Here is a 25,961-nt window from a genome sequence, read left to right on the forward strand (position 1 = left end):
CGCATCGAGCGGGCGGCCGCCGGTCTGCGCATCGGCGACGACGGCCCGGCACCCGCGACGCGTGCCGGACCATGCCGGCCGGCTTCACGCGCGGCCGCGCCGTCGCTGGCCCGCCCGACTTTGTACCATCGGCCGCGCACCGTGAAATGGCGCGCAACGGATACCGACTATTGGCGTGCCTGCGGACATTGCGGCGCAGCATGGGATACGCATCCCTCGACCGACCGGTCGGGCTGGCCGGCATCGCCTGCCATCAGACCATGAATACTGGATATTCGGGGTGCCCCTGTCATCGAGAACGTTTGCCAATCCGTTCTTGTTCGGTAATGATCGGTAAAAAGACGCTGCATTGCACACTGCATGTTTATTGCTAAGCTCGAACAGATGGCTTTCATCGCCATTCGCGGGCCCACCCTATGCGCGTGCAGAACCGGCCAGCGTGCGTCGCCAACCGACTGACGGTAATCCCCCAACCTCACATCGACAATGCAGACAACCAACGACCCGCTTCCCGGCTGCGACGCACGGGAATCGATGGCCGCTATCGACCGCTATCGCGCCCCCGCGCTCGACAAGGGGCTCGACATTCTCGAACTCCTGTCCGAGCAGAAAGAAGGACTCACCCGCACCGAAATCACGAAGGAACTCGGCCGCAACGCGAGCGAGATCTACCGGATGCTCGAACGCCTCGTCGCTCGCCGCTACGTGATGCGCTCGACCGGCGGCGATCGCTACACGCTCAGCCTCAAGCTGTTCGCGCTCGCGCACCGGCATCCGCCGATGAGCCGGCTGATCGCCGAAGCCCTGCCGCCGATGCAGCGCTTCGCCGATGCGGCCGAACAGTCGTGCCACCTGTCGGTCTACGATCGCGGCAACCTGCTGGTGATCGCACAGGTCGACGGGCCCGGCCCGTGGGGCGTGTCGGTCCGGCTCGGCTCGCGCATCGGGCTCGCCGATACGGCGTCGGGACGCGTGATGCTGTCGTTCCAGGGCCCCGAGCAACGCGCGCACATGCTGGCCGAGCATCGCCAGGTCAAGGGCGAGGCGCCGCTGAACGAGCAGGAACTCGCGTACGCGTGCCAGTCCATCCGGCAGGATGGCTACCTGCGCCAGGACAGCCGCCAGGCCTATGGCGTGACCGACCTGAGCGCGCCGATCCTCGGGCCGTCCGGCCATGCGATCGCGGTGCTGACCTGCCCGTACATGCGCCGGATCGATGCGCATGCGGCCCCGTCCGTCGACCTCGTCGTCGAAGGGTTGCGCGACACGGCCTCCCATCTGTCGATGGGACGCATCGAGATCTGCTGACACGCGGATGCTTCCCGATGCACACCGGGGGACGGCGCAGCGGCGCCGCCCCCCCCGGTTGCGCGCGACGCAGGTGCGGTGCGCGATATGCGATGCACGATTTGCGGTGCCATATCGTGCGCTCGCGGCGCTACGCTAAAATAGCGGCCCTCTCAAAAACTACGATGGCCGGTTGTCGCGGCCGTCGTGTCCGATGGATGTCATGGCCAAACTTCTGAACGATCAAGAATTCCAGCGTTTCTCCGAACTTCAGCAGAAGCAGGCAAGCTTCACGATCACGCCCGACGAAGCGGACGAGCTGCGCGATATCGTCGCGCGCGCGCAGCAGAAGCGCGACGATCGCGCCGCCGCAATGCAGGCGATCGAAAACTACATCGAGCAGTTCGACATCACACCCGACGAACTCTTCTCGCCCGAGCAGATCGGCGACGCGGCCCGCACCTACGGGCTCATCACGGCGACCAAGAAGGAACGCACGCTGCCGCCGTCGATCACGTTCAACGGCAAGCCGTACCAGTGGACCAAGACGCTTCCGGACGACGTGCGCGGCGCGCTGTTCGACGCATTCACGTCCGGCGAATCGGTCAAGCGCTTCATCGCGATGCCGAAAGACACCGCGCGCTGTGCATTGACGATCGCCCGCCTCGAGCGCGAAACCGGCGCCGTCTATGCCGATCCGCACCTCGAGGAACTCGCGATTTCGCGCGACCAGGTGAACGACGCGGCGTCGAAACTCGCCGCGTAAATGCGGCCTCGGGCACGGTTCATGCGTGCCCGAACCCCGGCGCGGCGCCCGCATTGACCGGCGCCGCGCTCACGGGAGCGGTGCATCCACCCGCTCCCGAAAAGTCTCACCTCAGCCTCCCGCAGGCGCTCACCGACACCTCCCGAACACGCTCACCGAAGGCTCCCGAAGACGCTCACCAAGGTCTCCCGAATATCCTCACCGGATGCTCCCGCAAGCCCTCACCGAGACGTCCTAGAAAGGCTCACCGGCGGCTCCCGCAAGGGCTCACCGGTCGCCCCCGGGAAGGCTCACCGAACGCTCCCGTATCGGCTCACCACACATTCCCGGAAACGCTCACTGGCCGCTCCCGAAAAATCTCACCTTTACGGTCGATCCGAATTGGCGACGCCGGCATGCGGTGCGCAAAGCGCTTGAATACCTCGCGTAAAGGCCATGCGGAGCAGGCAACGCGGTGCTCGGCAAGCGCCTTCAGACGCCGCCGGCATCGACCTGGCAACGGCTCGGTACATTCAGGCGCTTCTTCCGAAAGCGCATGTCAATACTTTGCATTCCTGAGTGAATGTGCAACATGGTGAATGCCGGAGCCGTCCACTTGCATACGGTGCCTCCTCGCTTCACGCAGCCGACCACCGCTACGGCTGCAGCTTCATCCTGAAGCCCACGACGCCAGGCTCCTCCGTGGTCGACACCGTGAAGCCGCACGACTTCGCGAGCGAGATCATCGCCGAATTCTCGCGCAGTGCCTCGCCAACCATCCAGGCGGTTCCGCGCGAACGCGCGTAGTCGATGATGCGGGCCATCATCAGCCTGCCGAGCCCTTTGCCCTTCTGATCGGGACGTACCGCGATCGCGAACTCCGCCGTCTCGTTGTCGGGGTCGGCGACCGCGCGCACCACCGCGAGCGTGTGGTCGCGCCCCGACGCGTCGGTGAACGACACGATGAAAGCCATCTCGCGGTCGTAATCGATCTGCGTCATGCGCGCCACCTGCGAATGATCGAAGCTGCGCACCGCGCCGAAGAAACGCATCCGCAGATCGTCCGGCGTCATCGCGCCGAGCAGTTCGTTGTGCGCGGCTTCGTCTTCCGGACGGATCGGGCGGATCGTCACCGTCTCGCCGCGCCACTCGAGCGTCTGTTCGAGGTGCCGCGGATACGGCATGATCGCGAGCCGGCTGCGCCCCGTGGCCAGCGTGATGCGCGGCGCGATCACGCGCGCGCCGTCGGACAGCACGCGCAGCGTGACCGACAGCGCGACAACTTCGCGGACGTCGCAGACGACCTGCGACAACGCCGTCACCGCGTCGAGCGTCGGCTCGACGGGCGTACTGCGCGCATACGGCGAACGCTCCATCACCGCACGCGCGAGCACGGTATTCAGCGGCGGCAGGCCGTAGACGACGAATGGCGCCGAGACACCGTCCGCGGGCGGCACGGCATAGCGGAACACCGGACCGAAGTTCGAATCGTCGTACATGTCGACCGTGATATCGACGACTTTCCTGCCCGCCGGCTCGTCAGCCTGCTCGCCATGCAAGCCGAAATGGGAAAGCCAGCGCAACGCGGCATCGCCGGCCAGTTCATGCTGGCCGGTTTCGACCATCCGGCGCGCTTCCGCCTGCGCCGACGCGACGCATTCGGCCGGCTGCGGCGGCGTGCCTTCGGGCGTCTGCATCAGCAATTGTCGCCCGAGGTTGTAGTCGACGAGACGCGCATATGCGCGCGCGAGCCGCTGCGGTGTCGTATGGACCGGAATGCCGTTCGCGTGCAGCGCATCGCGCGTCGCCGCATCGACCGCGCCGAAGAAACACGCGAGGATGCCGCGATGCGCGTATTGCCGCGAGTCGATCAGCGTGCGTGCAACCGAATCGGCCGGCGCGCTGTGGGACGTCGAATGGACGACGAACAGCGTGCCCGTTTGCGGGAACGGCGCAAGCGCCTGGATCGCCGCGGCAAAGTGCTCGGGGCGTGCATCGTCGCCCAGCGTCAGCGGATTGCCGGGCGCGGCCAGATGCGGCAGCGCGGCCGATACGGCCGAGGTTGCCGCCGGCGGCCAGTCGGCCAGCGCGACGCGTACTTCCGCGACCGCATCGACCGCCAGCTTCGCGACACCCGCGTCGCTGGTGACGAGCGTCGCCGCGCCGCGCGCGGTGACGCGGCCGACGCCGAGCGTCTCGATCTCGTCGAGCAGATCGTCGAGCGCATCGACACGCACCATGCCCGCGCGCTGGAACGCCGCCGTATAGAGTGCGTCGCCGGGATCGGCACGCCCGGTGCGCAACGCGAGGACCGGCTTGTTGCGGGCGGCCGCGCGCGCGGCCGACATGAACTTGCGCGCCGCGCGCACGGTATCGAGTTCGAGCAGGATCGCGCGCGTGCCGGGATCGCTCGCCAGATAATCGAGTACGTCGCCTGCATCGACGTCGGACTCGCTGCCGAGCGCGACGACATGCGAAAAGCCGAGGCCGCGCGCGTCGGCCCAGCCGAGCACCGCGTTCGTCAGCGCGTTCGATTGCGACACCCACGCAACGCCGCCCGATCGCGCCGTATAGGCCGGCGCACCGAAATGCGCGTGCCGCGCGGGCGACAACACGCCGAGGCTGCCGGGCCCGACGATACGGAGCACGAACGGCTTCGCCGCCTTCAGCATGCGATCGACCGCGGCACGATCGGCGTCCGTGCGCGCCTCGCCGACGATCACCGCGACACGCGTACCGAGTTCGCCGAGCTTGCGCACGATGCCGGCCCAGGTGGCGGGCGGCGTGCAGATCACGGCAACCGACGGCGGCGCGGGTAGCCGGTCGACGTCCGACACGACCGCATGCCCGTCCAGTTCCCGGTACTTCGGATTGACGGGCCACACGGGCCCCTGAAACGCGCCGTCGAGCACACGCGACCACACCATCGCGCCGATACTGCCCGCGCGCGACGACGCGCCGACGACGGCAACGGACTTGGGCTGGAACAACGCATCGAGATGGCGAACGGTCACATCGACTCCCTGCGGTGACGAAAGACGACACGATCGGCATGCGGCCGGACAGGCCGTGCGCCGATCGACGCGAACCCCAAGCATAGGCGAAGCGCATGCGGCTGCCTATATGCCGAACGGCTGACTACTCGACGCGCATCAACGCTCGCATCATGGACCTGCAACACACGCGGCAGCCCATCGCCGCACAACGCGCACAACCCGGCTCGACGCTGCAGCCGCTTCCTCAAAGGTGAGGGTTTACAGGAGCCATGGTGAGTATCTTCGGGATCAGCACGACGCCGTGCGCAAATACGCGAAAGGTGATGAGAATCCGCGGCACGCCTGCACCGCGAAAATCGCGAATGCCCATGCGCATGCGCGGCGTAATTGCACGGTTGTTTACGGGATTTCGACGCGATATACGGCCGAATCGCGGTGAATTCGCAAAACGGAGGCCGTCAATTGCGCGGCATCGCGCATCCATTCGGCAGGGAAAATCGCACGGCGACTGCGCAAAAACAAAACGGTGCGACGGCCGCATGGCCATTCGCACCGTCGGTCGGCACACGAAAGGTGAGGATTTTCGGGAGTCAGTCCTTGATCAGGAAACGTGCGCGGTTCTTGCCGAGCCAGGTCGGTGCCCGCCCGCGGCCGCTCCACGTCTCGCCCGTCTTCGGATTCAGGTACTTCGGCGGCAACGACCGCTTCGGCTTCGCGGCGGCAGCGACGGCGGACCCTATCGGACGAAAACCGAGCTCCTCCGGCGTAATGTCGTATTCCTCGATTTTCGCGCGGATTTCGGCAATCGCTTCGGCAATCGCCTTTTCACGTTCCTTGTCGATCTTTTGCTGAAGCCGTTCGAGCTGTGCGGACAGTTGCCTGTAGGTCGCCATATGGATGGGACTCCGTGAGTGTTATTCGTGAAAAATAGGTAACTCCAAGCAAACAGAAAAGCGCTTCGCCCGATCGTGGTCTCCTCAGCCGGTCATGTCGGGATCAATAACCGCTTTTCTTCTTGCATGCGAAGAGAAGATTTCGCACGGCGTCATCCGTCGATTGCTGGATCACTTCGAAATCCCCGTTGCACATCGCCCGGGCATTGTCCGTGCAATTGCTCCAGTCGCGACCGGTGCATTGCACCTGTGTCGTCGGGCGTCCGTCGGACGTGAACAGCGGCGCGCTGCCGCCACACCCGCCAAGCCCCGCAACCAGAGCCAACAATGCGGCCGCCCGAGACCGCCGCCAGACCGACGCAAGCATGTGTTTCATTGTTCTTCCCGTCAACCTTTTTTTGAATGTCGCGAGTATGCCATGCGCGGCCTTTCCGTCGTCAATTCGGCGCGCGGTCCGGTTGCCCGCGCGCCTTGTACGGCAAGCTCCGGCGGGGATCGTCGGTGATGCGAACGAAAACCTGCTCGACGTCCGGCAGCGCCTCGAATTCGCGTTGCAGCGCCTGGCGATCGAACGCCGTATCCGCGCATCCTTCGACGTAGATGAAACGTCGCTGCACGGTGATCCACAGGCTCGTGCCGCGCAGGCGATCCGAGCCGGCGAAGTGCGCCTTCGCGGCATCGGCGATCGACGCGTCATACATATACGAGTTCGGCTTCGTGCAGCGGTGCGCGAGCCAGCAGGTCGTGCCGCGTTCCGCGCGGTAATGCGCATCGTCCGTCATCTCGGCACGCGTCATCCACGGGCCGAGCGGCAGCGGGCATTCGGCCACGTCCCGCGACAGCGCGACGAACGGATCGTTGTACCAGTTGCGCCGCGCCTCGGGCGCGTCGGCGTCGCCGGATTGCGCGAACGAGGAAGTCGCCAGCAACAGGGCCAGCCACCCAGCGATGCCGATCCGCTTCATCGTGATCTCCTGTTCGATGCTTCACGTCCGGGCGCCTCGGCATCGCCGATCGGCCTACCGGTCGATACCCAGTGCCGCAAGCTTCTTGTAAAGCGTCGCGCGGCCGATCCCGATGCGCGCGGCCGCCTCGACGACCTTCCCGTCGCAGGCCGCCAGCGCATCGGTCAGGAACTGGCGCTCCCACGCCGCGAACGCATCCGCATACGAGGCGACCGGCGCCCCGGATGCGCCGGGTGCTTCGCCCGCGCGCGGCTCGACCGGCGTCGCGGCAAGCCGCTGCGCGGGCGCCGCGGCGTCCGTCGAGACGCGCACCGGCCCGAGGAACGGCGCGAGCGCGCGCGCATCGATCACGGCACGATCCGACAGCATCAACGCGCGCTCCAGTGTATTGCGCAACTCGCGCACGTTGCCGGGCCACGGATACGCACACAGCATCCGCAGCGCGTCGTCGGTCAGTTCGCAGTGCGCGGCGCGCCCGTGCTGCGCGGCCAGCTCCTCGAGCGTCGCGTAGACGAGCGCCGCGATGTCGGATGCGCGCGCGCGCAACGGCGGCGCATGGATCGTCAGCACGTTCAGCCGGTAATAGAGATCGGCACGAAAACGCCCGGCCGCGACGAGCGCCGGCAGGTCGGCCGACGTCGCGGCGATGATCCGGACGTCCGCGCGCACGATCCGGTTCGAGCCGACCGGCTCGAACTCCTTGTCCTGCAGCACGCGCAGCAGCTTGCCCTGCAACGGCAGCGGCATGTCGCCGATCTCGTCGAGAAACAGCGTGCCGCGATCGGCCAGTTCGAACTTGCCGACGCGCCCCTTGCGGTCGGCGCCCGTATACGCGCCGGGCGCCGCGCCGAAGAATTCGGTTTCGAGCAGCGTATCGGGAATCGCGGCGACGTTGACGGTCACGAGCGGCTGGAGCGCGCGCGCCGACGCCGCGTGGATCGCATGCGCGAGCAATTCCTTGCCGGTGCCCGTCTCGCCGAGCAGCAGCACCGGCGAATCGACCTGCGCGGCCCGCCGCGCCTGCCGCTTGGTTTCGAGGCTCGCGGCACTCGTGCCGACGAAACTCGCGAACGTGTATTTCGCGCGGCGCGCCTGCGCGAGCGAACGCTGCGTCGCGATCAGCTGCTGCTGAAGCTGCGCATAGCGGGAAAAGATCGGCGTGAGCGTCTTCAACTGGTCGAACAGCGCGAAGCCGATCGCGCCGACCGTCTCGCCGGCCTCGTTCTTCAGCGGCAGGCGCGTGACGACGAGCGGCTCGCGGCCCGTCTCCATGATGTCGAGCAGGATCGGCTGCCCGGTCGATACAACCTCGCGCATCAGGCTGTTCGGAATCACGGCTTCGCAGTCGAGGCCGACGGCCTGCTGCGGATCGGCGAAGCCGAAGCGCGCCGCGTAACGATCGTTCATCCACACGACGCGCGCATCGCGATCGACGACCACCGTGCCCGCGCTCGAATCCTCGAAGGTCCGGAACAGCGACTCGGCGGCACGCCGCAGCACGTCGCCGTAGTTGACGGGCAGGCGGGCCCAGTCGTTCATCATCGTGTCTTCGTCTCCATGTATTTTCGACCGGATGTCTCCGGAACGAGACGGATTATCTCACTCCGGAGACACGCCGCAATGCGTTGCCCGGGCATGCCCTGCGCGAATTCGCGCGCTGGCCGGACGGCCATATCGTCTCCGGATGGAGACGTTTTCTGTAGAATCGTCAGACATTGGCCGGCGCGGGCCCGCCTGCCTGCGGCGGACCCATGTCCGGCGGCGCAATCCGGCCGATGGCACGAAACCTGCACGACCCTGAGCCGGTCCGCGGCGCGTCGCGCGATCGAACAACAACCAAAGCCATTAGGAGACTCCCTTGTCTTTCGTGATCGTCCTCGCCGCGCTGGCGTTCCTGATGTTCGCTGCGTATCGCGGCTACAGCGTGATCCTGTTCGCGCCGATCGCCGCGCTCGGCGCGGTGCTCCTGACCGAACCCGCCGCCGTCGCACCGGTCTTCTCCGGCATCTTCATGGAGAAGATGGTCGGCTTCGTCAAACTGTATTTCCCGGTCTTCATGCTCGGCGCCGTGTTCGGCAAGGTGATCGAACTGTCCGGATTCTCCGAGTCGATCGTCCATGCGGCGATCCGCTACATCGGCCGCTCGCGCGCGAATGCGGTGATCGTCGCGGTGTGTGCGCTGCTCACCTATGGCGGCGTCTCGCTGTTCGTCGTGGTGTTCGCCGTCTATCCGTTCGCGGCCGAACTCTATCGCCAGAGCAACATTCCGAAGCGGCTGATGCCCGGCGCGATCGCGCTCGGCGCGTTCTCGTTCACGATGGATTCGCTGCCCGGCACGCCGCAGATCCAGAACATCATCCCGACCACGTTCTTCAAGACGACGGCGTGGGCCGCGCCCGCGCTCGGCACGATCGGCTCGCTGTTCATCATCGTCGTCGGCCTCACGTATCTCGAATGGCGCCGCCGTTCGGCCATGGCGAAGGGCGAGGGTTACGGCACGTCGCTGGTCAACGAGCCGGAGCGCGTCGAGGCGACGTCGCTGCCGAATCCCGCGCTGGCGATCCTGCCGCTGATCCTCGTCGGCGTATCGAACTTCGCGTTCACGAAGCTGATCCCGCAGTGGTACGGCGCCGCGTCGTACACGGTCGCGCCGGACGTGCTGCCGGGCGTGCATGCGCCGGTCACGACGTCGATCAAGACCGTCGTCGCGATCTGGTCGGTCGAGGCCGCGCTGCTGCTCGGTATCGTGCTGGTCGTGCTGACCGCGTTCAAGCGCGTCAGCGAGCGCTTCGCGGCCGGCTCGAAAGCCGCCGTCGGCGGCGCGCTGCTCGCCGCGATGAACACCGCGTCGGAATACGGTTTCGGTGGCGTGATCGCCGCGCTGCCCGGTTTCCTCGTCGTCAGCGATGCGCTGAAGAGCATCCCGAACCCGCTCGTCAACGCAGCCGTGTCGGTCAGCTCGCTCGCCGGCATCACGGGCTCCGCGTCGGGCGGCATGAGCATCGCGCTCGCCGCGATGTCGGACCTGTTCATCAAGGGTGCGCAGGCTGCGAACATTCCGATGGACGTGCTGCACCGGGTCGTCGCAATGGCCAGCGGCGGCATGGACACGCTGCCGCACAACGGCGCCGTCATCACGCTGCTCGCGGTCACGGGCCTCACGCACCGCGAGTCGTATCGCGACATCTTCGCGGTCACCGTCATCAAGACGCTCGCGGTGTTCTTCGTGATCGCCGTGTACTACGCGACGGGGCTCGTGTAAGTGCCGGCATGAGGCGGCGTTCCGCACGCCGTCTCCCGCCTGACCCGCGTATCGGGATCGGACCGCCTGCGAACCGGAACGCCTTCCGGAAATCGCATCCGGTCCGATTTCATTTCTCCGCTCGTCGGCCGCGGTCGATCCGCACCGCCGCGCATTTGCGCCGCCCCCCCCAGGCCGCCATCCGGCGCGCCGCCGCACACCCATTGTTACCCGCAACAAAACACTGCGTTGGGCGCGACCGCATTTTTCGCACGCGTGCTCCGGCCTACACTGGGTTCAACGTCGCGCGGCGCTTCGACGAACGAAGTGCAGCGATTCACCGGAATCCTGGAGGTCCCGATCATGAAGCGCCTGATCCAAGCCGTTGCCATTGCCCTTGCCATCTCGGCCCCGCTCGCCGCGCAAGCCCAGTCGAACCAGCCGCTGACGCGCGCGCAGGTCCGCGCCGAGGTCAAGGCGCTGAAGCAGGCCGGCTTCCAGTCGAGCGACTGGTTCTACCCGGCCAGCATCGTTTCCGCCGAAGCGAAGATTGCCCGCCAGCACGACGCCGCCGGGTACGGCAGCGATCGCGGCGCGTCGTCGGAGTCGGGCCAGTAATCCGGCGTCCGGCCCGCCCGGCGATGCATCCCTGCGCCGTTACGCCTTCACGGGCTGGATCAGCTTCGCGCATGCCGTTGCCTGCGGATCGCCCGCCGGCAGTTTCCCGCATACGCCGTCGAACTGCTTCACGACCGACCTGACCGACGCATCGTGTGCGCCGCTGCCGCGCCAGCGGTTCAGTTGCGTGACGACCTTGGTCAACGCACGCAGGTTCGCTCCGTAGAACGCGTCGCGGGTCTTGTCGGCCTGCGCGAGCACGTTCGCGGCAATGCCCTCGATACGGGCCGAATCGTCCGGCGCCAGTTCGACCGCATTCGCAAAGTAGGTGGCACCCCAGCGCAGCTTCGTCGCCGGCCCGCTCGCCGCGTCGTACGCCTTGCGATACCAGTCGAGCGCGGCGGCCTTGTCGCCGCGCGCCTTCGCATTCGCGGCCAGCCCGGACATGAAGTAGTACGGCGTGGACGAGCGCGGCAGCTCGGCCTTCAGCAGCGCATCCGACTCGTCGTACAGCCCCGCGTCGGTCAGCGTGTCCGCGCCTTCGCTGACGAGCGCCTGCCGCTCGTACGCGTTCGCGGCGCCCTGCACCGACGCGGCGATCTGCTTGCGTGCGGTGTCGGCCAGCGCCGGCGCGTCGAGCGGCGCGCCCTTGCGCGCGTCGCCGCGCGCGAGCAGCACGCGGCCGTGCAATGCCATCAGCCGGTCGATCGACGACAGCGTCGTGTCGGTCGACAGGCGCGCGAGCGCCGTGTCGTACGCGCCGCGCAGCTTCGCGCGCGGCGCATCGTCGCCGCCGCCGAGATACGCGACCACGCGTGCGGGCGCCGCGACCAACACGTCCGAATCGGCGCGCGACAGCGCCGGATCGTGCAGCACGCCGCGCAGCGATTCGGCGAGCGCCGCCTTGTCGAGCGCACCGGCCTGCGCCGGATCGCCCGAGGCGGCAACCACCGCCGATTTCAACGCGAAGCGCGCCGCTTCGGCCTTCGCGCCGGCCGCCCGCGCGCGCTGCGCGAGCGACTGCAGCGTCTCGGCGACGCGATCGGCCGGCACCGGCAGCGCGCCGTCGGTATCCCACGAATAGTCGGCCAGCAGGCGCCATTCGTCGGGCGTCAGCGACGCGCCGTTCTTCAGCGCCGTGGCAAGCGTCTGCCGCACCGGGTGCGCCGCCGTCATCCCGAGCGACAACGCCTGCATGTAGCGGTCGAGATCGGCTTCGCCCGGCAGCCGCGTCACTTCGGTGCCGTCCGGGCGGAACAGGATCATCGTCGGATAGCCGTGCACCTTGAAACGCTCGCCGAGCTTCTGCGCGCTTTCGGTGTCGCCGTCGAGATAGACGGGCACGAAAAACGACGAGCGCGTCTTGAAGGCCTGCTGGCTGAAGATCGTCGACTTCACCTGGTTGCACGACGGGCACCACACGGCGCCCCAGTACAGCAGCAGCGGCTTGCCGGTGCGCTTCGCGAGCGCGAACGCGGCATCGACGTCGCCGTGCTGCCACGCGATGCCGGGCGGCAGATGGGTACCGTCGGGCGATGCGCTCGCCACCGGGGCACCGCTGGGCGTGGCGGCGGCAAAGGCCGCACCCGCGGCGGCGGCGAACAGGCAGGCGGCAGTCAGATTCCGGAGAGCGGTTTTCATCGAAGCGGGTTCCGTTGAAGGAGACGGTTGCGAGAAAGGGCGGCGCACGAAACGAGGGCCGGGAAGCCGTGACGATGAAGCCGGCCGGCGCGCAACGCCGCGCATGCATCGAATCGGAACAGCGAACGCCGGCCGAGGCGACCGGTAAATCGTTCGACGATACGACGCGTGAAGCCAGTGGAAAACGAACGAATTCTCGAATGAATATGACACGCGGAATCGTGGCCGCGCGCGCGGTCACATGCGTGTCAGCAGGCGCATCACTGCCGCGCCTTGAGCCGCGCCATGTGATACACGGGCGCGTGCACGCCGTCGCGCAACGCGTAGTCCGGCGATTCGCCTTCGATCCGGAAACCGTGCTTCTCGTAGAGCGAGATCGCCGCGCGGTTGTCGGTGAACACGGTCAGCTCGAGACGCGTGATGTTCAGCCAGTTTTCCGCGAGGTCGATCGCCGCCGCGAGCAGGCGGCCGCCGATGCCGTGCCCGTGACGGGCCGCGTCGACCATCATGCCGAGCCCCGCTGCATGGCGCCGGCGCGGATTCGGCTCGAAGTGCAGGCCGAGATGGCCGACCACCGTGCCGTCGATTTCGGCCACGAGGCTCACGCCGCGCTCGTGCACGTTCTCGATCCGCTTCTGCCATTTTTCGAGCGACGGAAACGGGTATTGCAACGTGTTCGTGTACACCGCGGGATGCGCGGCGATTTGCCGGATTGCGTCGACGTCGTGCGTCTCGCTGTGCCGGATCGAGATGTCGGTCATGGGTGGGCCGGTTCCGGAAAGGCGCGCTGCAGGCGCGGACTGCGCGTATGCGCAGCAACGTGTCGAGCTTATCCGATTTCATGCATTTGAAACATGGGGGTCACGTCGCCTCACGCCGGGTTGCATCCGCAACGAAGTGATCCCGCGACTCGTCCGAAAATCGGAAAAATCCGCCCGGTCGCGCATGCGGCGACCGGTAATTCCTGACCTTTTTCGACCACGCATCGCGCCGGCACCAATCGTTGTGCACGCAACGTCATCAACGCGACACGCGATGTCACGCCTTCATCACGTCGACGTCATGTCGCCTCCCTAGACTGGGCGCCGCCCAGCCCGGCATGCACCGGGCCGGCGTGTGCCGACACCCTGCCCCGCGCATCACGAGCGCGCGGTGCGCGGGATCGCGACGACGGCCGCCGCCTCGGTGCGACACCGTCTGCCGAACGCGATGCGCGCACCTGAGCCACCGGCGGCCGGCGCACCGAACGCACACGCATCGCGGATCGTCCCTTGCGGGACGACGCACGGGCGCCCCCAGAAGAAGTCACGAACGCTCCCACCCTCACAGGATCCGAACGCCATGACGTCACGCCGCAGATTCCTTCAACAGACCGCCGCTTCCGGCCTCGCCGCCGCCGCGCTGTCCGCGTTTCCGCCGAGCATCCGCCGCGCGCTCGCCATTCCCGCGTTTCATGAAACGGGGACCATCAAGGACGTCAAGCACGTCGTGCTGCTGATGATGGAGAACCGCGCGTTCGACAGCTACTTCGGCACGTTCAAGGGCGTGCGCGGCTACGGCGACCGCTTCGCGGTGCCGTCGCCGAACGGCCGCGACGTGTTTTACCAGTCGTACACGAAGGCGACGCCCGCCGCGACCGTGACGCCGTATCACCTCGACGCGAGCCAGGGCAACGCGCAGCGGGCGGGCGGCACGCCGCACACGTGGGCCGATGCGCAGGCCGCCTGGGATCACGGCCGGATGAACCGCTGGCCCGACGCGAAGACGCCGCTGTCGATGGGCTATTACGACGCCGCGGAAGCACCGTTCCAGCGCGCGCTCGCCGATGCGTTCACGCTGTGCGACCACTATCACTGCGGAATGCATACGGGCACGATCGCGAACCGCCTGTTCTACTGGAGCGGCACCAACGGCCCGAACGGCATCAGCCCGGCCGACGGCAGCCGCGTGAAGATCGCCGCGCTGAACAACCAGTTCAACGGCGGCAACGACATCGGCCCGTCGAGCCAGGGCTGGACCTGGACGACCTATGCCGACCGGCTGCAGCAGGCCGGCGTGCGCTGGAAGGTCTATCAGAGCCTGATCGACAACTTCGGCTGCAACGAGATGATGAGCTTCCGCCACTGGCGCGCGGCGATCGAGCAGATGCCGGCCGCGCGCCGGCCCGCGTACGTGGCGTCGACGGACATCACGCAACCGGTGACGGCTGCCGGCGCGTTCTACGACCCGGCGATCGACGATCCGCTGAGCCCGCTCGCGAAAGGTTTCGGCAACACGATGCCGTACGGCTTTCTCGAAACGTTGCGCGACGACATTCGCAACGGCACGTTGCCGGAAGTGTCGTGGATCATCCCGCCGTCCGTGTACAGCGAACACCCGGGGCCGTCGAGCCCGGCGCAGGGCGGCTGGTACGTGCAGGCCGTGCTCGACGCGCTGACGGCGAACCCGGAGGTGTGGAGCAAGACGGTGCTGCTGGTCAACTACGACGAGAACGACGGCTTCTTCGACCACATGCCGTCGCCGGCCGTGCCGTCGCGCCGCCCCGACGGCACGCTCGCGGGCGGCCATACGCTGCGCGACGCCGACATCGCCGTCGAATACCACGACTTCACGCCGGCCACGTCGAGCCAGCCGGCCACCGACGGCCGTCCGTACGGCCCGGGCCCGCGCGTGCCGATGTGGGTCGTGTCGCCGTGGAGCCGCGGCGGCTGGGTCAACTCGCAGGTGTTCGACCATACGTCGACGCTGCGCTTCCTCGAGCAGCGCTTCGGCGTCGCCGAGCCGCAAGTCAGCGCGTACCGCCGCGCGGTGTGCGGCGATCTGACGAGCGCGTTCAACTTCCGCACGCCGAACGACGAACCGCTGCCGACGCTCGCGGGCCGTACGACGAAAAGCCGGGTCGACGCGCTGAGCGCCGCGCAGCAGGCCGCCCCGAAGATCGTGCCGCCCGCCGCGCCCGTGCTGCCCGCGCAGGCCACCGGCGTGCGCCCGTCGCGCGCGCTGCCGTACGAACTGCATGCGAGCGCGCGCACCGATGCCGGCGCCGGCACGGTCACGCTGAAGTTCGCGAACACGGGCCGCGCCGCCGCCGTGTTTCACGTCTACGACAAGCTCCACCTCGACCGCCTGCCGCAGCGCTACGTCGTCGAGCCGGGCAAGACGCTGCACGGCGACTGGGCCGCGCGCGCCGACGATGGCGGTAAATATGACCTGTGGGTACTCGGGCCGAACGGCTATCACCGCCGCTTCACCGGCGACCTGAGCCGTCTGGCGGGCGCCCGCGCACCGCATCCGGAAGTGCGCGTCGGCTACGCGGGCGCGAGCGGCAACCTGCACCTGCGGCTGCGCAACCACGGCGGCGGCACGGTGCGCTTCACGGTGAAGTCGAACCAGGTCTACGGGCCGCTGTCCGGCCGCGGCGGAGACGACGACCACGGCCATGGCCATGGCCACGGCCACGGCACCGGTACCACGTGGACCGTCGCGGTACGCGCCGGCGACCAGGCCGAGCTGCACTGGGCGCTCGACTCGACCGGCCATTGGTACGACTTCATCGTCACGGCCGACAGCGACGCGAGCTTCTCGCGCCGCGTGGCCGGCCGCGTCGAAACCGGCCGCCACTCGGTCAGCGACCCTGCGATGGGTCTCGCCGACCGCTTCTGACGGCACCGCGGCGACACGCATCGCACCGCGTGTCGCCGCCCGCGCCGGCGCGGCCGCGAACGCCGGTCGCGCGCCGGCCGCGGCGGCGGCCGATCCGGCTGAAACGCCCGCCCCGCATGGCTCAAACATCAGAAGGATGGGTGGTGTAGCCCTCATTTCACCGCACGAAAATGCTCCGTCTTGCGGCCCGTTCGCGTTAAACTGCGTCAAGCTGTAGTCAACAAAGACATCTTTGCCGTCACGGCATCCACGACACGATACGAGGATAGGTTCGATGCGCACTACCGGCTCATCCGGGGCAATGACCCTGCTCACCGAACACGATCCGGCCGACGGCCGCGAACTGCGCTCGCTCCGGCTGGAAGCAACGGGCGACGGCAAAAGCGTGCTGCTGATCGAGATCGACGAACGCAAGCCCGGCATCCACCGCGAGGTCCGCTACGAGATCACGCCGGCCGAACTGATCGCGGCGATCCGCTCGCACGGCGCCGAGCTGCCCGGCGAAAACCATGGCGCCGCCTCGCTCGCGCGCACCCTCTCCTGATTCCGGTCGGTGAGCCACGCGCAGCGCGCCGGCTCACCGACATCCCCCTGCCGTCGTCAGGCGCTTTCCGTCATTCCCGCCGTTGTCTTGAAAAAGGCCGATAATCGGCCCATCTGCGTTTCCTGCCCACGCCTTTCCTTTTCGGCCAGCCGTCATGCTCCGTGACCTCGTCGCCCAGTACGGGCCGCTTCTCGTGTTCGCCAACGTGCTCGCGGCAGCCATCGGCCTGCCGGTGCCCGCGATGCCGACGCTCGTGCTGTTCGGTGCGATGGCCGGGATGCACCCGGACATGATCGGCTCGCAGCTCGTGACGGTGGTGGCGGTGTCGGTGCTCGGTGCGCTGATCGGCGACACCGTGTGGTACGTCGCGGGGCGCCGTTACGGCGGCACGACGCTGAAGACGATCTGCCGGCTGTCGCTGTCGCGCGATACCTGCGTGAGAAAGACCGAACGCTTCTTCGGCCGTTACGGCGTGCGCGTGCTCGCGGTCGCCCGCTTCATTCCCGGGCTGTCGCTCGTGTCGGTGCCGATGGCCGGTGCGCTCGGCACGCGCTATCGCACGTTCGCCGGTTACGACGCGCTCGGCGCCGCACTGTGGACGATCGCCGGGCTGGCGGCCGGCATCGTGTTCTACCGGCAGATCGACTGGCTGTTCGCCGGCGCGAGCCGGCTCGGCCGCGCGGTGCTGCTGGTCATCGTCGCGCTGCTGGCAATCTATGCGGCCGTGCGCTGGATGCGCCGCCGCGCGCTGATCCGCCAGCTCGCCCATGCGCGGATCGGCGTCGACGAACTCGACACCCTGCTGCGCGACGACACCGCGCCGGTGGTGCTCGACGTGCGCTCGCCCGAGCACCGCAAGCTCGACCCGTTCTCGATTCCCGGCGCCCAGTTCGCCGACGAGCGGCAGATCGCCGACATCGTCGCGCGCTATCCGTTCTCGCAGAAGTTCGTCGTGTACTGCTCGTGCCCGAACGAAGTGACGGCCGCGCTGATGGCGAAGCGCCTGCTCGACGCGGGCTTCACCGATGCGCTTGCGCTGCGCGGCGGCCTCGACGCATGGCGCGACACGGGCCGCCAGCTCACGTCGCTCGCGGAAGAGATGCCCGCGGCGAACGATCCGGTCGCGGGGCTGCACAAGCCGGCCTGAGCACACTGCCCGCAGGCCGGCCGCGCGATGCGGGGGGCGCGATGCCCCCGTCGATCAGAACGCGTGCAGCGGCAGGTTCACGACCAGGCGGTACTCCCTGTTCGTCGCGTCCGAGTAGTGTGCCGAACCGTTGTGCCACATCGCGATGAACGTGACCTTCGTGTTCTTCAGCTTGCCGCTCTGGAACGTGTACGACGGGATGAAGCCGAACTCGTGGTGACGGCCCTGCACCGGCGCGCCGTTGCTCCAGTAGATGCTCGACTTGCTCGGGTCGTTGGCCGCGCCCGCGCTGCCGTCCGCACCCCAGCCCGTCACGCCCCAGACCATCGCCTTGAAGCCCGGCAGGCCCGCTTCCTTGCCGTAGAACGTGTAACGCAGCTGCAGCGACTTTTCGTGCGGCGCGTTGTAGTCGACGTCCATCGAGTTGGTCAGGAAGATGCCGTTCGTTTCGTTCAGGTAGTCGAAGAACTGGTCGCCGAGCACCTGCTGGAAGCCGAGCAGCAGCTCGTGCGGGCCGTGCTGCGCCGCCACCGACAGGCTGTATGCGTTGTTGTCGATCTTGCCCTGCAGCGCATCGCCCGTGTCGTGCGTCGAGTAGACGTTGCCGAAGCCGGTCCACTTGATCGTCTGCGGGCTGCCGATGCTGTGCTTCACCGACGCGTAGTACTGGTGCCACACGTCGTCGGCCTGGTTCGCATACAGCGCGACTTCGCCGTTCGGCGAGTAGTCCCACGTGCCGCCGACATACGACAGGCGATTGATACGCGTGCCACCGTACTGCGTCGTCAGGTTCGTGAGCGTCGTGTGGCCGCGCGCGTTGGTCTTCGTGAAGCTGCCGGCCTCGAGCATCACGTTCTTGAATTCATTGCTGACGATCGTCGCACCGAGGAACGTCGGCGGCAGCGCACGGTTGTCGTGCTGCTCCATGAACGGGTTGTCGACGGCCTGCAGACCGTACTTGACCACCGTGTTCGAGATCCGCGCCTTGATGTCGTAGATGCCGGGGTACGCCCACGCCAGCTGGTTGCCGCCGCCGCCGCCCTTCGCGATGTGCACCATGCTGCCGGCGCCCTGGCCGCCGTCGAGCTTCAGCGCCGCATACAGCGATGCGTCGAAGCCGATGCCGATCAGGCCCGTCGTGTAGCCCGACTCGAAGTTCGCCATCGCGCCCTGGACCCACGCGTGGCGATGCGGTCCGCCCTTGCTGTCGAGCACGTCCGAATAGTTGCGGAACAGGAAGTCGAGATGGCTGTCGGCAATGAAGCCATTCGACTTCGACTGCGCCGACGGCTCGTCCGGCGGCGTGACGGCCTGGTTCGCTTCGGCGTTGATGATGGCGTTCGGGGTCGATGCCTGCGCAACGGTCGCGGCCGTACCGGCGGCCGGCGCGGCCTGCGCGACCGTCAGCGGCGCGGGCGCCGCGTCGTCGGCGTGCGCAACGCCCGTCAGCGAGACGCCTGCGAGTGCCGGCAGTCCCCATGCGAGCAGCATCTTCGATGCCGTCCCGATCGTCTTCTGTTTTTTCATCGTCATTCTCGTCTTGTGTTGATATCCGTCCACGCCGGTCGCGATCCGCTCCCGGCCCCCCGGCACGCCCGGTTAAGGACGCGCCTGTACCCGCGACGCGAAGATCATTCGCGCCGCCACTGCCCCTGTTGACCTGCCTGGTTTTATTTGCCGAGTTACTTCACTTCACGCCACGCCCGCGCGGATGCACGCGACACGCGCCGCCGACCCCTGCCGAACTTCCGGCAGCGGCACGTCCCGCGCGCATGCGTCGATCGCGACCGGGCAGCGCGTGCGGAACGCGCAGCCGGACGGCGGGTTGAGCGGCGAGGGCATCTCGCCCGCCAGCAGCATCGGACGGCGAGCACGCTCGCGCGCCGGCTCCGGCGTCGGCGCCGCATCGAGCAGCGCCTTCGTGTACGGGTGCTGCGGCACGCCGTACACGTCATGCCGCGTGCCGAACTCCATCACGCGGCCGAGATACATCACGAGCACACGCTGGCTGATCGCCTTCACCACGGCGAGATCGTGTGCAACGAACAGATAGGACAACGACAGTTCGCGTTGCAGGTCGCGAAGCAGGTTCACGATCTGCGCCTGGATCGACACGTCGAGCGCCGACACGGGCTCGTCGCAGATCACGAGCTTCGGCGCGCCGATCAGCGCGCGCGCGATGCCGACGCGCTGGCATTGCCCGCCGGAGAATTCATGCGGATAACGCAGCAGGTGATGCGCGTTCAGGCCGACGCGTTCGAGCATCGTGACCACGCGGCGGCGCACCTCGGCACGGCCGAGGCCGGCCTGGTGCGTGACGAGCGGCTCGGCGACGACCTGTTCGATCGTCATGCGCGGATCGAGCGACGCGAGCGGATCCTGGAAGATCATCTGCACTTCGCGCCGCATCGTGGAGCCGCGCAGGTGATCGGGCGTGACGGCTTCGCCGCGCCACTTCACCGTACCGGCCGTCATCGGCACGAGGCCGATCAGCGCACGCGCAAGCGTCGACTTCCCGCAGCCCGATTCGCCGACGAGCCCGACCGTCTCGCCGCGCTTCACGTCGAACGACACGCCGTCGACCGCGCGCAGCGTGCCCTTCGGCGACCACGGATAGCCGCCGAGCGGCACGCGGAAATGCACCTTCAGATTGTCGACGGACAGCAGCGTGTCGTCCGTCGCGCCGGCATCGCGGCGTTCATTGACGCTCATCGCAGACCTCCCGTCAGATCGGCCACCGGGCGGTGGCATGCGCGCACCGCACCCGCGGCGCCATAGGTTTCGAGCGCGGGGCGCGCCGCGCCGCAGCGCTCTTCCGCATACGTGCAGCGCTTCGCGAACGCGCAGCCGGCCGGCGCGGTGCCGGGCATCGGCGGATTGCCGGGAATCGCGACGAGCGGCGCATCGTCCGCGTCGGTCAGGCGCGGCAGCGCATTGAGCAGGCCGATCGTGTACGGATGCGACGGCGCCGCGAAGATCGATTCGGCCGGCGCGTATTCGACGGTGCGGCCCGAGTACATGACCATCACGTCGTCGGCGAGGCCGGCGACCACGCCCATGTCGTGCGTGATCAGCACGATCGCGGTGCCGCGTTCGCGGTTCAGCTCGCGCAGCAGGTCGATGATCTGTGCCTGCACGGTCACGTCGAGCGCGGTGGTCGGCTCGTCGGCGATCAGGATTTCCGGCTCGGACAGCAGCGCCATCGCGATCATCACGCGCTGCCGCATGCCGCCCGAGAACTCGTGCGGATACATGCGGATGCGTCGCGCCGCGTCGGGAATGCGCACCGATTCGAGCGCCTCGATCGCGCGCTTCGTGGCTTCCTTGCGCGACAGCTTGCGGTGCAGCTGCAGCGTCTCGGTCATCTGCCGCTCGATCGTCAGGAACGGATTGAGCGACGTCATCGGATCCTGGAAGATCATCGCGATCCGGTCGCCGCGCACCGCGTTCAGCGCGCGCGTGTCCATGTCGAGCAGGTTGTCGCCGCGGTAGCGCGCGACGCCGGTCGTCGTGCCGTTGCCGGCCAGCAGGCCGAGCAGCGCCATCACGGTCTGGCTCTTGCCCGAGCCCGACTCGCCGACGATGCCGAGCGTCTTGCCGGCTTCGAGCGAGAACGACACGCCGCTGACGGCGTCGATCGGCGGGGCATCCTTGCGCGTGAAGCGCACGCCGAGATTGTCTACTTCGAGCAATGCGGCCATCTCAACGATCCTTCGGGTCAAGCGCATCCCGCAGGCCATCGCCGACGAAATTCACGCAATAAAGCGTCACGCACAGCATGACGGCCGGGGCGAGCAGCAGCCACGGCATCGATTCCAGTTTCTGCGCGCCGTCCTGGATCAGCACGCCCCAGCTCGTCATCGGTTCCTGCACGCCGAGGCCGAGGAACGACAGCACCGACTCGGTCAGCACGATGCCCGGCACCGAGACCGTCGCGTACACGACGACCACGCCGAGCAGGTTCGGCACGACGTGGCGCCGCACGATCGTGGCCGGCGTCACGCCGATCGCGCGCGCCGCGTCGACGAACTCGCGGTTGCGCAGCGACAGCGTCTGGCCGCGCACGACGCGCGCCATGTCGATCCACGAGAACGCGCTGATGGTCAGCACGACCAGCATGAACGAGCGGCCGAACAGGGTCATCATCAGGATCGCGATCAGCAGGTACGGGATCGCGTACATCATGTCGACGACGCGCATCATGACGGAGTCGACGCGGCCGCCCGCGAAGCCCGCGGTCGCGCCCCACGCGACGCCGAACAGGCCCGACACGAGCGTGCCGAGCACGCCGACCTCGATCGACACGCGGCCGCCGATCAGCGTGCGCACCAGCAGGTCGCGGCCGAGCTCGTCGGTGCCGAACCAGTGCTGGTTCGCCCAGGTCGGCGGCAGGCTGATCGCGCCCCAGTCGCTCGCGGCGGGATCGGCCGCGAGCAGCCACGGGCCGACGAAGCAGGCGAGCGTGATCAGCGCGAGCAGCACGAGGCTGAACACGGCTGCGCGGTTGTGAAGGAAACGCGCCATCGCGAGCGCGAGCGGCGAGCGCGAACGCGGCGGCGAATCGGTCTGCACGGGCAGACCGACGACGGGAGTAGTCGGAGTCATCGCGGTGCCTCGCTCAATAACGGATGCGCGGATCGAGCCACGCATACGCGAGGTCGACCAGCAGGTTGAACAGCACCGCGCAGACGGTGGTCAGGACGACGAGGCCGAGCACCAGCGTGTAGTCGCGGTTGATGGCGCCGTTCACGACGAGCTGGCCGAGGCCCGGCAGCGCGAACACCGATTCCGTGACGACGGCCGCCGTGATCGACGAGATGCAGACCGTGCCGAACAGCGACACGACCGGCATCAGCGCGGGCTTGAGCGCATGGCGCAGCACGATCGTCGAGCCCGGCAGGCCCTTGGCACGCGCGGTACGGATGTAGTTGCTCGACAGCGTCTCGATCATCGAGCCGCGCATCACGCGCGCGAGCAGCGACATGTTGATGAAGGTCAGCAGCACGATCGGCAGCAGCCGGTACTGCCAGCCGCCGTCGCCCCAGCCGCCGGCCGGCAGCCAGCCGTTGCCGGCCGACGTCTTCAGCAGGATCGCGAAGATCCACACGAGCACGGGGCCGAGCACGAACGGCGGCACGACGTTGCCGACGTTGCCGATCAGCATCACGATGCGGTCGATGAAGCTGTCGCGGCGCACCGCCGCGACGGTGCCGAGCAGCACGCCCAGCCCGATCGAGATCGGGATCGACACGCCGCCCACGCCGAGGCTCACGGGCAGCGCCTTCCTCACGAGGTCGTTCACCGACCAGTCGACGTAGCGGAACGACGGACCGAGATCGCCGTGCAGCAGCGAATCGAGGTACATCAGGTACTGCTTCCACAGCGGCTGGTCGAGGTGATACTTCGCGTTCAGGTTCGCGAGCGTCGCGGCGGACAACTGCTTTTCCGTATCGAACGGACCGCCGGGCGTGAAGTGCAGCAGCAGGTAGCAGACGGTGACGACCGCGAGGATCGTCGGCACCGCCCACAACGTGCGCCTCAATGCGTAGGCCAGCATGATCGCTCCGCTCAGTGCTTGATCAGGTACATGTCCTGCGAAGCACGCATGTCGATCACGTTCTTCAGCGAATAGCCGCCCACGTAGGGCTTCACGAGACGATCGGCCGAGTACTGGAACAGCGGCACCATCGGCGTGTCGTTCAGCGCGAGGTCGTGCGCCTGCGTGAGCAGCGCGGCGCGCGCCTTGTCGTCGAGCTTCTGGTTGCCTTCGTCGACGAGCGCGTCGGCCTGCTTGTTGCAGTAGCCGACGGTGTTCTGCGCGCTGCCGCAGCGCAGCAGGTCGAAGAACGTCATCGCGTCGTTGTAGTCGGCGAACCAGCCGTCACGCGCGATCTGCACCTTGCCGTCGTGACGCTCCTTCATCAGCACCTTGAACTCGACGTTCTCGAGCTTCGTGTTGATGCCGAGCTTGGTGCGCCATTCGGACGCGGCGAACAGCGCGACCTTCTTGTGCAGGTCGTTGGTGTTGTACGTCAGCGTGAACGACAGCGGCTTTGCGTCCGAATAGCCGGCCTGCTTCAGCAGGTTCTTCGCGGTCTCGACGCGCTTGGCCATCGGCCACGACGCCCAGTCCGGCGTGAACGGCTGCACGCCCTTCGTGCCGTTCGGCATCAGGCCGTACATCGGCTTCTCGCCGGCCTGCGTGAGCCTCTGCGTCAGCACGTCGCGATCGAGCACCATCGACAGCGCCTGGCGCACGCGCTTGTCCTTCAGCACCGGATCGCTGTTGTTCAGATAGTAGTAGTAGGTCGCGAGCTGCAGGCCCTGGCGCAGTTCGCCGCCGAACTGCTTGCTGACCTGCTGGAAGATCCCCGACGGGATCGAGTAGCTGTAGTCGATCTGGCCGGCCTGGTACATGCGCATCGCCGTCTCGTCGCTCTCGATCGGCAGGTACGTGACCTTGTTGATCACGACCTTCGGCGCGTTCCAGTACTTCGCGTCCTTCGAGATCACGATGCGGTTGTTCGGCTGCCAGTCGACGAGCTGGTATGCGCCGTTGCTGACGATATTGCCCGGGCGCGTCCATGCGTCGCCGAGCTTCGTCACCGTGTCCTTGTTCACCGGCGCGAGCGGCACCATCGCGGTCAGTTCGGGGAAGAACGCGACGGGCACGTCGGTCGTCACTTCCAGCGTATACGGATCGACGGCGCGCACGCCGAGTGTCGACGGCGCGGCCTTGCCCGCGATGATGTCCTTCGAGTTCTTCACGAACTCGACGAGGATCGTGTACTTCGAGCCCGTCTTCGGATCGACGAGGCGCTGCCACGAATAGACGAAATCGGCGGCCGTCACCGGCTGGCCGTTGCTCCACTTCGCGTCATGGCGAAGCTTGAAGATCCACGTCGTCGGCGTCTTGCGTTCCCACGACAGCGCGACACCCGGCACGACCTGGCCGGCTGCATCGATGCGGGCCAGCCCCTCGAACAGGTCGAGGCCGATCGTGTTGCCGGTCCACGACTCGATGTGCGCGGGATCGAGCGACTCGACTTCGGCGGGCACCTGCCGCGTCAGGTCCTGTTGAGGAGCGAGCGCGACGTTCGACGGGACGGTAACGGCGTGGGCAACAGGCGTCGTCAGGGCGAGCGCGGCCAGCACGGCCGACATGGCATGCAAGGATTTCATCGTGGCAGTCTTGAGAAGGTTGGTTCGGTGCGCGTCGCGCGACGGATGCCGCGGATTACGCGTGAGACGCTGACGGGCGCAGCGATTGAGGAGGCCCGTGATTCTCGTGTAGCATTTTAGTATTCCTTACGTTTCTTTCGACAGGCATTCCGTCTTGGAAACGAAGGAATACCTGTGCGTTAGAACAGCCTCGGTGTACCGACCCAGACCACCACCGACTCGATTTTCGCGGTGTTGACCCAGCTATGCGGCACCGTCGACTGATAGTGCGAGCTGTCGCCGGCCTGCAGGACGAACGTCTTGCCTTCCAGCGTCAGCGACACTTCCCCTTCAATCACATACAGGAACTCCTCTCCTGCATGTGTCGTCACCTCCGACCGCTTCTGCCCCGGCGGCATCCTCACGAGGATCGCCTCCAGCTGGCGCCCTTCGGACACGTTCGTCAGCCGCGCGAACAGGTTCGCCGAATCGGCAAACCCGAAGAAGCGCAACTGATCGCCTCGGCAGACCGAGCGTTCCTCGCTCGGCGTATCCACGAAGTACTGCACCGTCACACCGAGCGCGTGGGCAATACCGGCCAGCGACGTCAGTGACGGCGACGCGAGCCCGCGCTCGACTTGAGACAGAAACGGCTTCGAAATCCCCGCGGCGGAAGCGGTGTCGTCGAGCGTGCGCTTCAGACGTTGGCGCAACGCGCGAATCTTGCTGCCCAGTGCGACAGCGTCTGCCGATCGCGAGTTTTCAGTGGGGGGAACCATAGCAGGCCGAAAAGTGGTCGTCAAAAAATGTTTGATGGAAAGTAACTAAGTTAATTGGAGATAGCTTAATCTTCGGGTTCGTACACGCCTTCGGCGTTGAGCCCGGTGCACTAAACAGGGCCCGAAGCGAACGAAACGACGCGCTATCTTGCCAGACTCGCGGGCTTCACAGGCAAGCTGCAAGCGGCTCTCCGGGAATTTGCGGAGAACGGGCGTCAAGCTTACAAATACATGATGAGACGAATGTTCCTGAAAGCTGTTGCCATATCGGGAGTTTCCCT

The 25,961-nt window shown here is 67.2% G+C and carries 21 protein-coding genes; 7 read left to right on the top strand and 14 right to left on the bottom strand.

The window, feature by feature from the left end; genetic code table 11:
• The first annotated feature begins 486 nt into the window (after positions 1–486).
• Positions 487–1,308 (top strand): IclR family transcriptional regulator, encoded by an 822-nt coding sequence (locus HWX00_RS22545; protein WP_034187660.1) that lies wholly within the window; start codon positions 487–489, stop codon positions 1,306–1,308.
• A gap of 193 nt (positions 1,309–1,501) precedes the next feature.
• Positions 1,502–2,053: a hypothetical protein gene (locus HWX00_RS22550; protein WP_034187659.1), complete on the top strand. Its 552-nt coding sequence runs from the start codon at positions 1,502–1,504 to the stop codon at positions 2,051–2,053.
• Positions 2,054–2,688: 635 nt separating this feature from the next.
• Here the strand turns inward: HWX00_RS22550 and HWX00_RS22555 are convergent.
• The 5 genes from HWX00_RS22555 to HWX00_RS22575 form a co-directional block, all read right to left on the bottom strand.
• Positions 2,689–5,046 carry a bifunctional acetate--CoA ligase family protein/GNAT family N-acetyltransferase gene (locus HWX00_RS22555; RefSeq protein WP_034187658.1) on the bottom strand — a complete coding sequence of 786 codons (2,358 nt, stop codon included), beginning with the start codon at positions 5,044–5,046 and terminating at the stop codon, positions 2,689–2,691.
• 572 nt (positions 5,047–5,618) lie between these two features.
• Complete coding sequence (locus HWX00_RS22560) at positions 5,619–5,921, bottom strand: H-NS histone family protein (RefSeq protein ID WP_034187657.1); 303 nt, start codon at positions 5,919–5,921, stop codon at positions 5,619–5,621.
• A gap of 103 nt (positions 5,922–6,024) precedes the next feature.
• Positions 6,025–6,297: a hypothetical protein gene (locus HWX00_RS22565; RefSeq protein ID WP_080287802.1), complete on the bottom strand. Its 273-nt coding sequence runs from the start codon at positions 6,295–6,297 to the stop codon at positions 6,025–6,027.
• Between the two features lie 61 nt (positions 6,298–6,358).
• Positions 6,359–6,886 carry a BON domain-containing protein gene (locus HWX00_RS22570; RefSeq protein WP_034187656.1) on the bottom strand — a complete coding sequence of 176 codons (528 nt, stop codon included), beginning with the start codon at positions 6,884–6,886 and terminating at the stop codon, positions 6,359–6,361.
• A 54-nt stretch (positions 6,887–6,940) separates the two neighbouring features.
• On the bottom strand, positions 6,941–8,428 hold the full coding sequence (locus tag HWX00_RS22575; RefSeq protein ID WP_175027407.1) for a sigma-54 interaction domain-containing protein: 1,488 nt from the start codon (positions 8,426–8,428) through the stop codon (positions 6,941–6,943).
• Positions 8,429–8,744: 316 nt separating this feature from the next.
• Here HWX00_RS22575 and HWX00_RS22580 point away from each other — a divergent pair, with 316 nt between their 5' ends.
• Both HWX00_RS22580 and HWX00_RS22585 read left to right on the top strand, forming a co-directional pair.
• Positions 8,745–10,148 carry a GntP family permease gene (locus HWX00_RS22580; protein WP_034187654.1) on the top strand — a complete coding sequence of 468 codons (1,404 nt, stop codon included), beginning with the start codon at positions 8,745–8,747 and terminating at the stop codon, positions 10,146–10,148.
• 342 nt (positions 10,149–10,490) lie between these two features.
• Positions 10,491–10,745, top strand: a complete 255-nt coding sequence (locus HWX00_RS22585) for a DUF4148 domain-containing protein (protein WP_034187851.1) — start codon at positions 10,491–10,493, stop codon at positions 10,743–10,745.
• A gap of 39 nt (positions 10,746–10,784) precedes the next feature.
• Here the strand turns inward: HWX00_RS22585 and HWX00_RS22590 are convergent, their stop codons facing one another.
• A complete protein-coding gene (locus tag HWX00_RS22590) occupies positions 10,785–12,386 on the bottom strand; it encodes a thioredoxin family protein (protein WP_059559137.1) in 1,602 nt (533 codons plus the stop codon).
• Between the two features lie 260 nt (positions 12,387–12,646).
• On the bottom strand, positions 12,647–13,147 hold the full coding sequence (locus HWX00_RS22595) for a GNAT family N-acetyltransferase (RefSeq protein ID WP_175027406.1): 501 nt from the start codon (positions 13,145–13,147) through the stop codon (positions 12,647–12,649).
• Positions 13,148–13,727: 580 nt separating this feature from the next.
• On the opposite strand from HWX00_RS22595, the gene HWX00_RS22600 reads away from it, so the two are divergent.
• From HWX00_RS22600 to HWX00_RS22610, 3 genes are all read left to right on the top strand, one after another.
• A complete protein-coding gene (locus HWX00_RS22600; protein WP_175027405.1) occupies positions 13,728–16,049 on the top strand; it encodes a phosphocholine-specific phospholipase C in 2,322 nt (773 codons plus the stop codon).
• A gap of 274 nt (positions 16,050–16,323) precedes the next feature.
• The gene (locus HWX00_RS22605; RefSeq protein WP_034187650.1) at positions 16,324–16,593 is read left to right on the top strand and encodes a hypothetical protein; all 270 of its coding nucleotides are present in this window, start codon (positions 16,324–16,326) and stop codon (positions 16,591–16,593) included.
• A 154-nt stretch (positions 16,594–16,747) separates the two neighbouring features.
• Positions 16,748–17,740, top strand: a complete 993-nt coding sequence (locus HWX00_RS22610) for a DedA family protein/thiosulfate sulfurtransferase GlpE (RefSeq protein WP_034187649.1) — start codon at positions 16,748–16,750, stop codon at positions 17,738–17,740.
• Between the two features lie 54 nt (positions 17,741–17,794).
• Here HWX00_RS22610 and HWX00_RS22615 read toward each other — a convergent pair whose 3' ends face one another.
• The 7 genes from HWX00_RS22615 to HWX00_RS22645 form a co-directional block, all read right to left on the bottom strand.
• Positions 17,795–19,267 carry an OprD family outer membrane porin gene (locus tag HWX00_RS22615; protein ID WP_049029118.1) on the bottom strand — a complete coding sequence of 491 codons (1,473 nt, stop codon included), beginning with the start codon at positions 19,265–19,267 and terminating at the stop codon, positions 17,795–17,797.
• Positions 19,268–19,432: 165 nt separating this feature from the next.
• Complete coding sequence (locus tag HWX00_RS22620; RefSeq protein ID WP_034187648.1) at positions 19,433–20,452, bottom strand: ABC transporter ATP-binding protein; 1,020 nt, start codon at positions 20,450–20,452, stop codon at positions 19,433–19,435.
• Entirely contained in the window at positions 20,449–21,441 is a 993-nt protein-coding gene (locus HWX00_RS22625) for an ABC transporter ATP-binding protein (protein ID WP_034187647.1), read from the bottom strand. Before HWX00_RS22625 ends, HWX00_RS22620 begins: the two co-directional genes overlap by 4 nt.
• 1 nt (position 21,442) lies before the next feature.
• A complete protein-coding gene (locus HWX00_RS22630; RefSeq protein ID WP_034187646.1) occupies positions 21,443–22,345 on the bottom strand; it encodes an ABC transporter permease in 903 nt (300 codons plus the stop codon).
• 13 nt (positions 22,346–22,358) lie between these two features.
• Complete coding sequence (locus tag HWX00_RS22635; RefSeq protein ID WP_034187645.1) at positions 22,359–23,297, bottom strand: ABC transporter permease subunit; 939 nt, start codon at positions 23,295–23,297, stop codon at positions 22,359–22,361.
• 11 nt (positions 23,298–23,308) lie between these two features.
• Positions 23,309–24,922: a peptide ABC transporter substrate-binding protein gene (locus HWX00_RS22640; RefSeq protein ID WP_034187644.1), complete on the bottom strand. Its 1,614-nt coding sequence runs from the start codon at positions 24,920–24,922 to the stop codon at positions 23,309–23,311.
• Between the two features lie 179 nt (positions 24,923–25,101).
• On the bottom strand, positions 25,102–25,680 hold the full coding sequence (locus tag HWX00_RS22645) for a cupin domain-containing protein (RefSeq protein WP_034187643.1): 579 nt from the start codon (positions 25,678–25,680) through the stop codon (positions 25,102–25,104).
• Between the last annotated feature and the right edge of the window lie 281 nt (positions 25,681–25,961).

It is taken from the genome of Burkholderia seminalis DSM 23518 (assembly GCF_902832885.1).
Classification (GTDB): Bacteria; Pseudomonadota; Gammaproteobacteria; order Burkholderiales; family Burkholderiaceae; genus Burkholderia; species Burkholderia seminalis.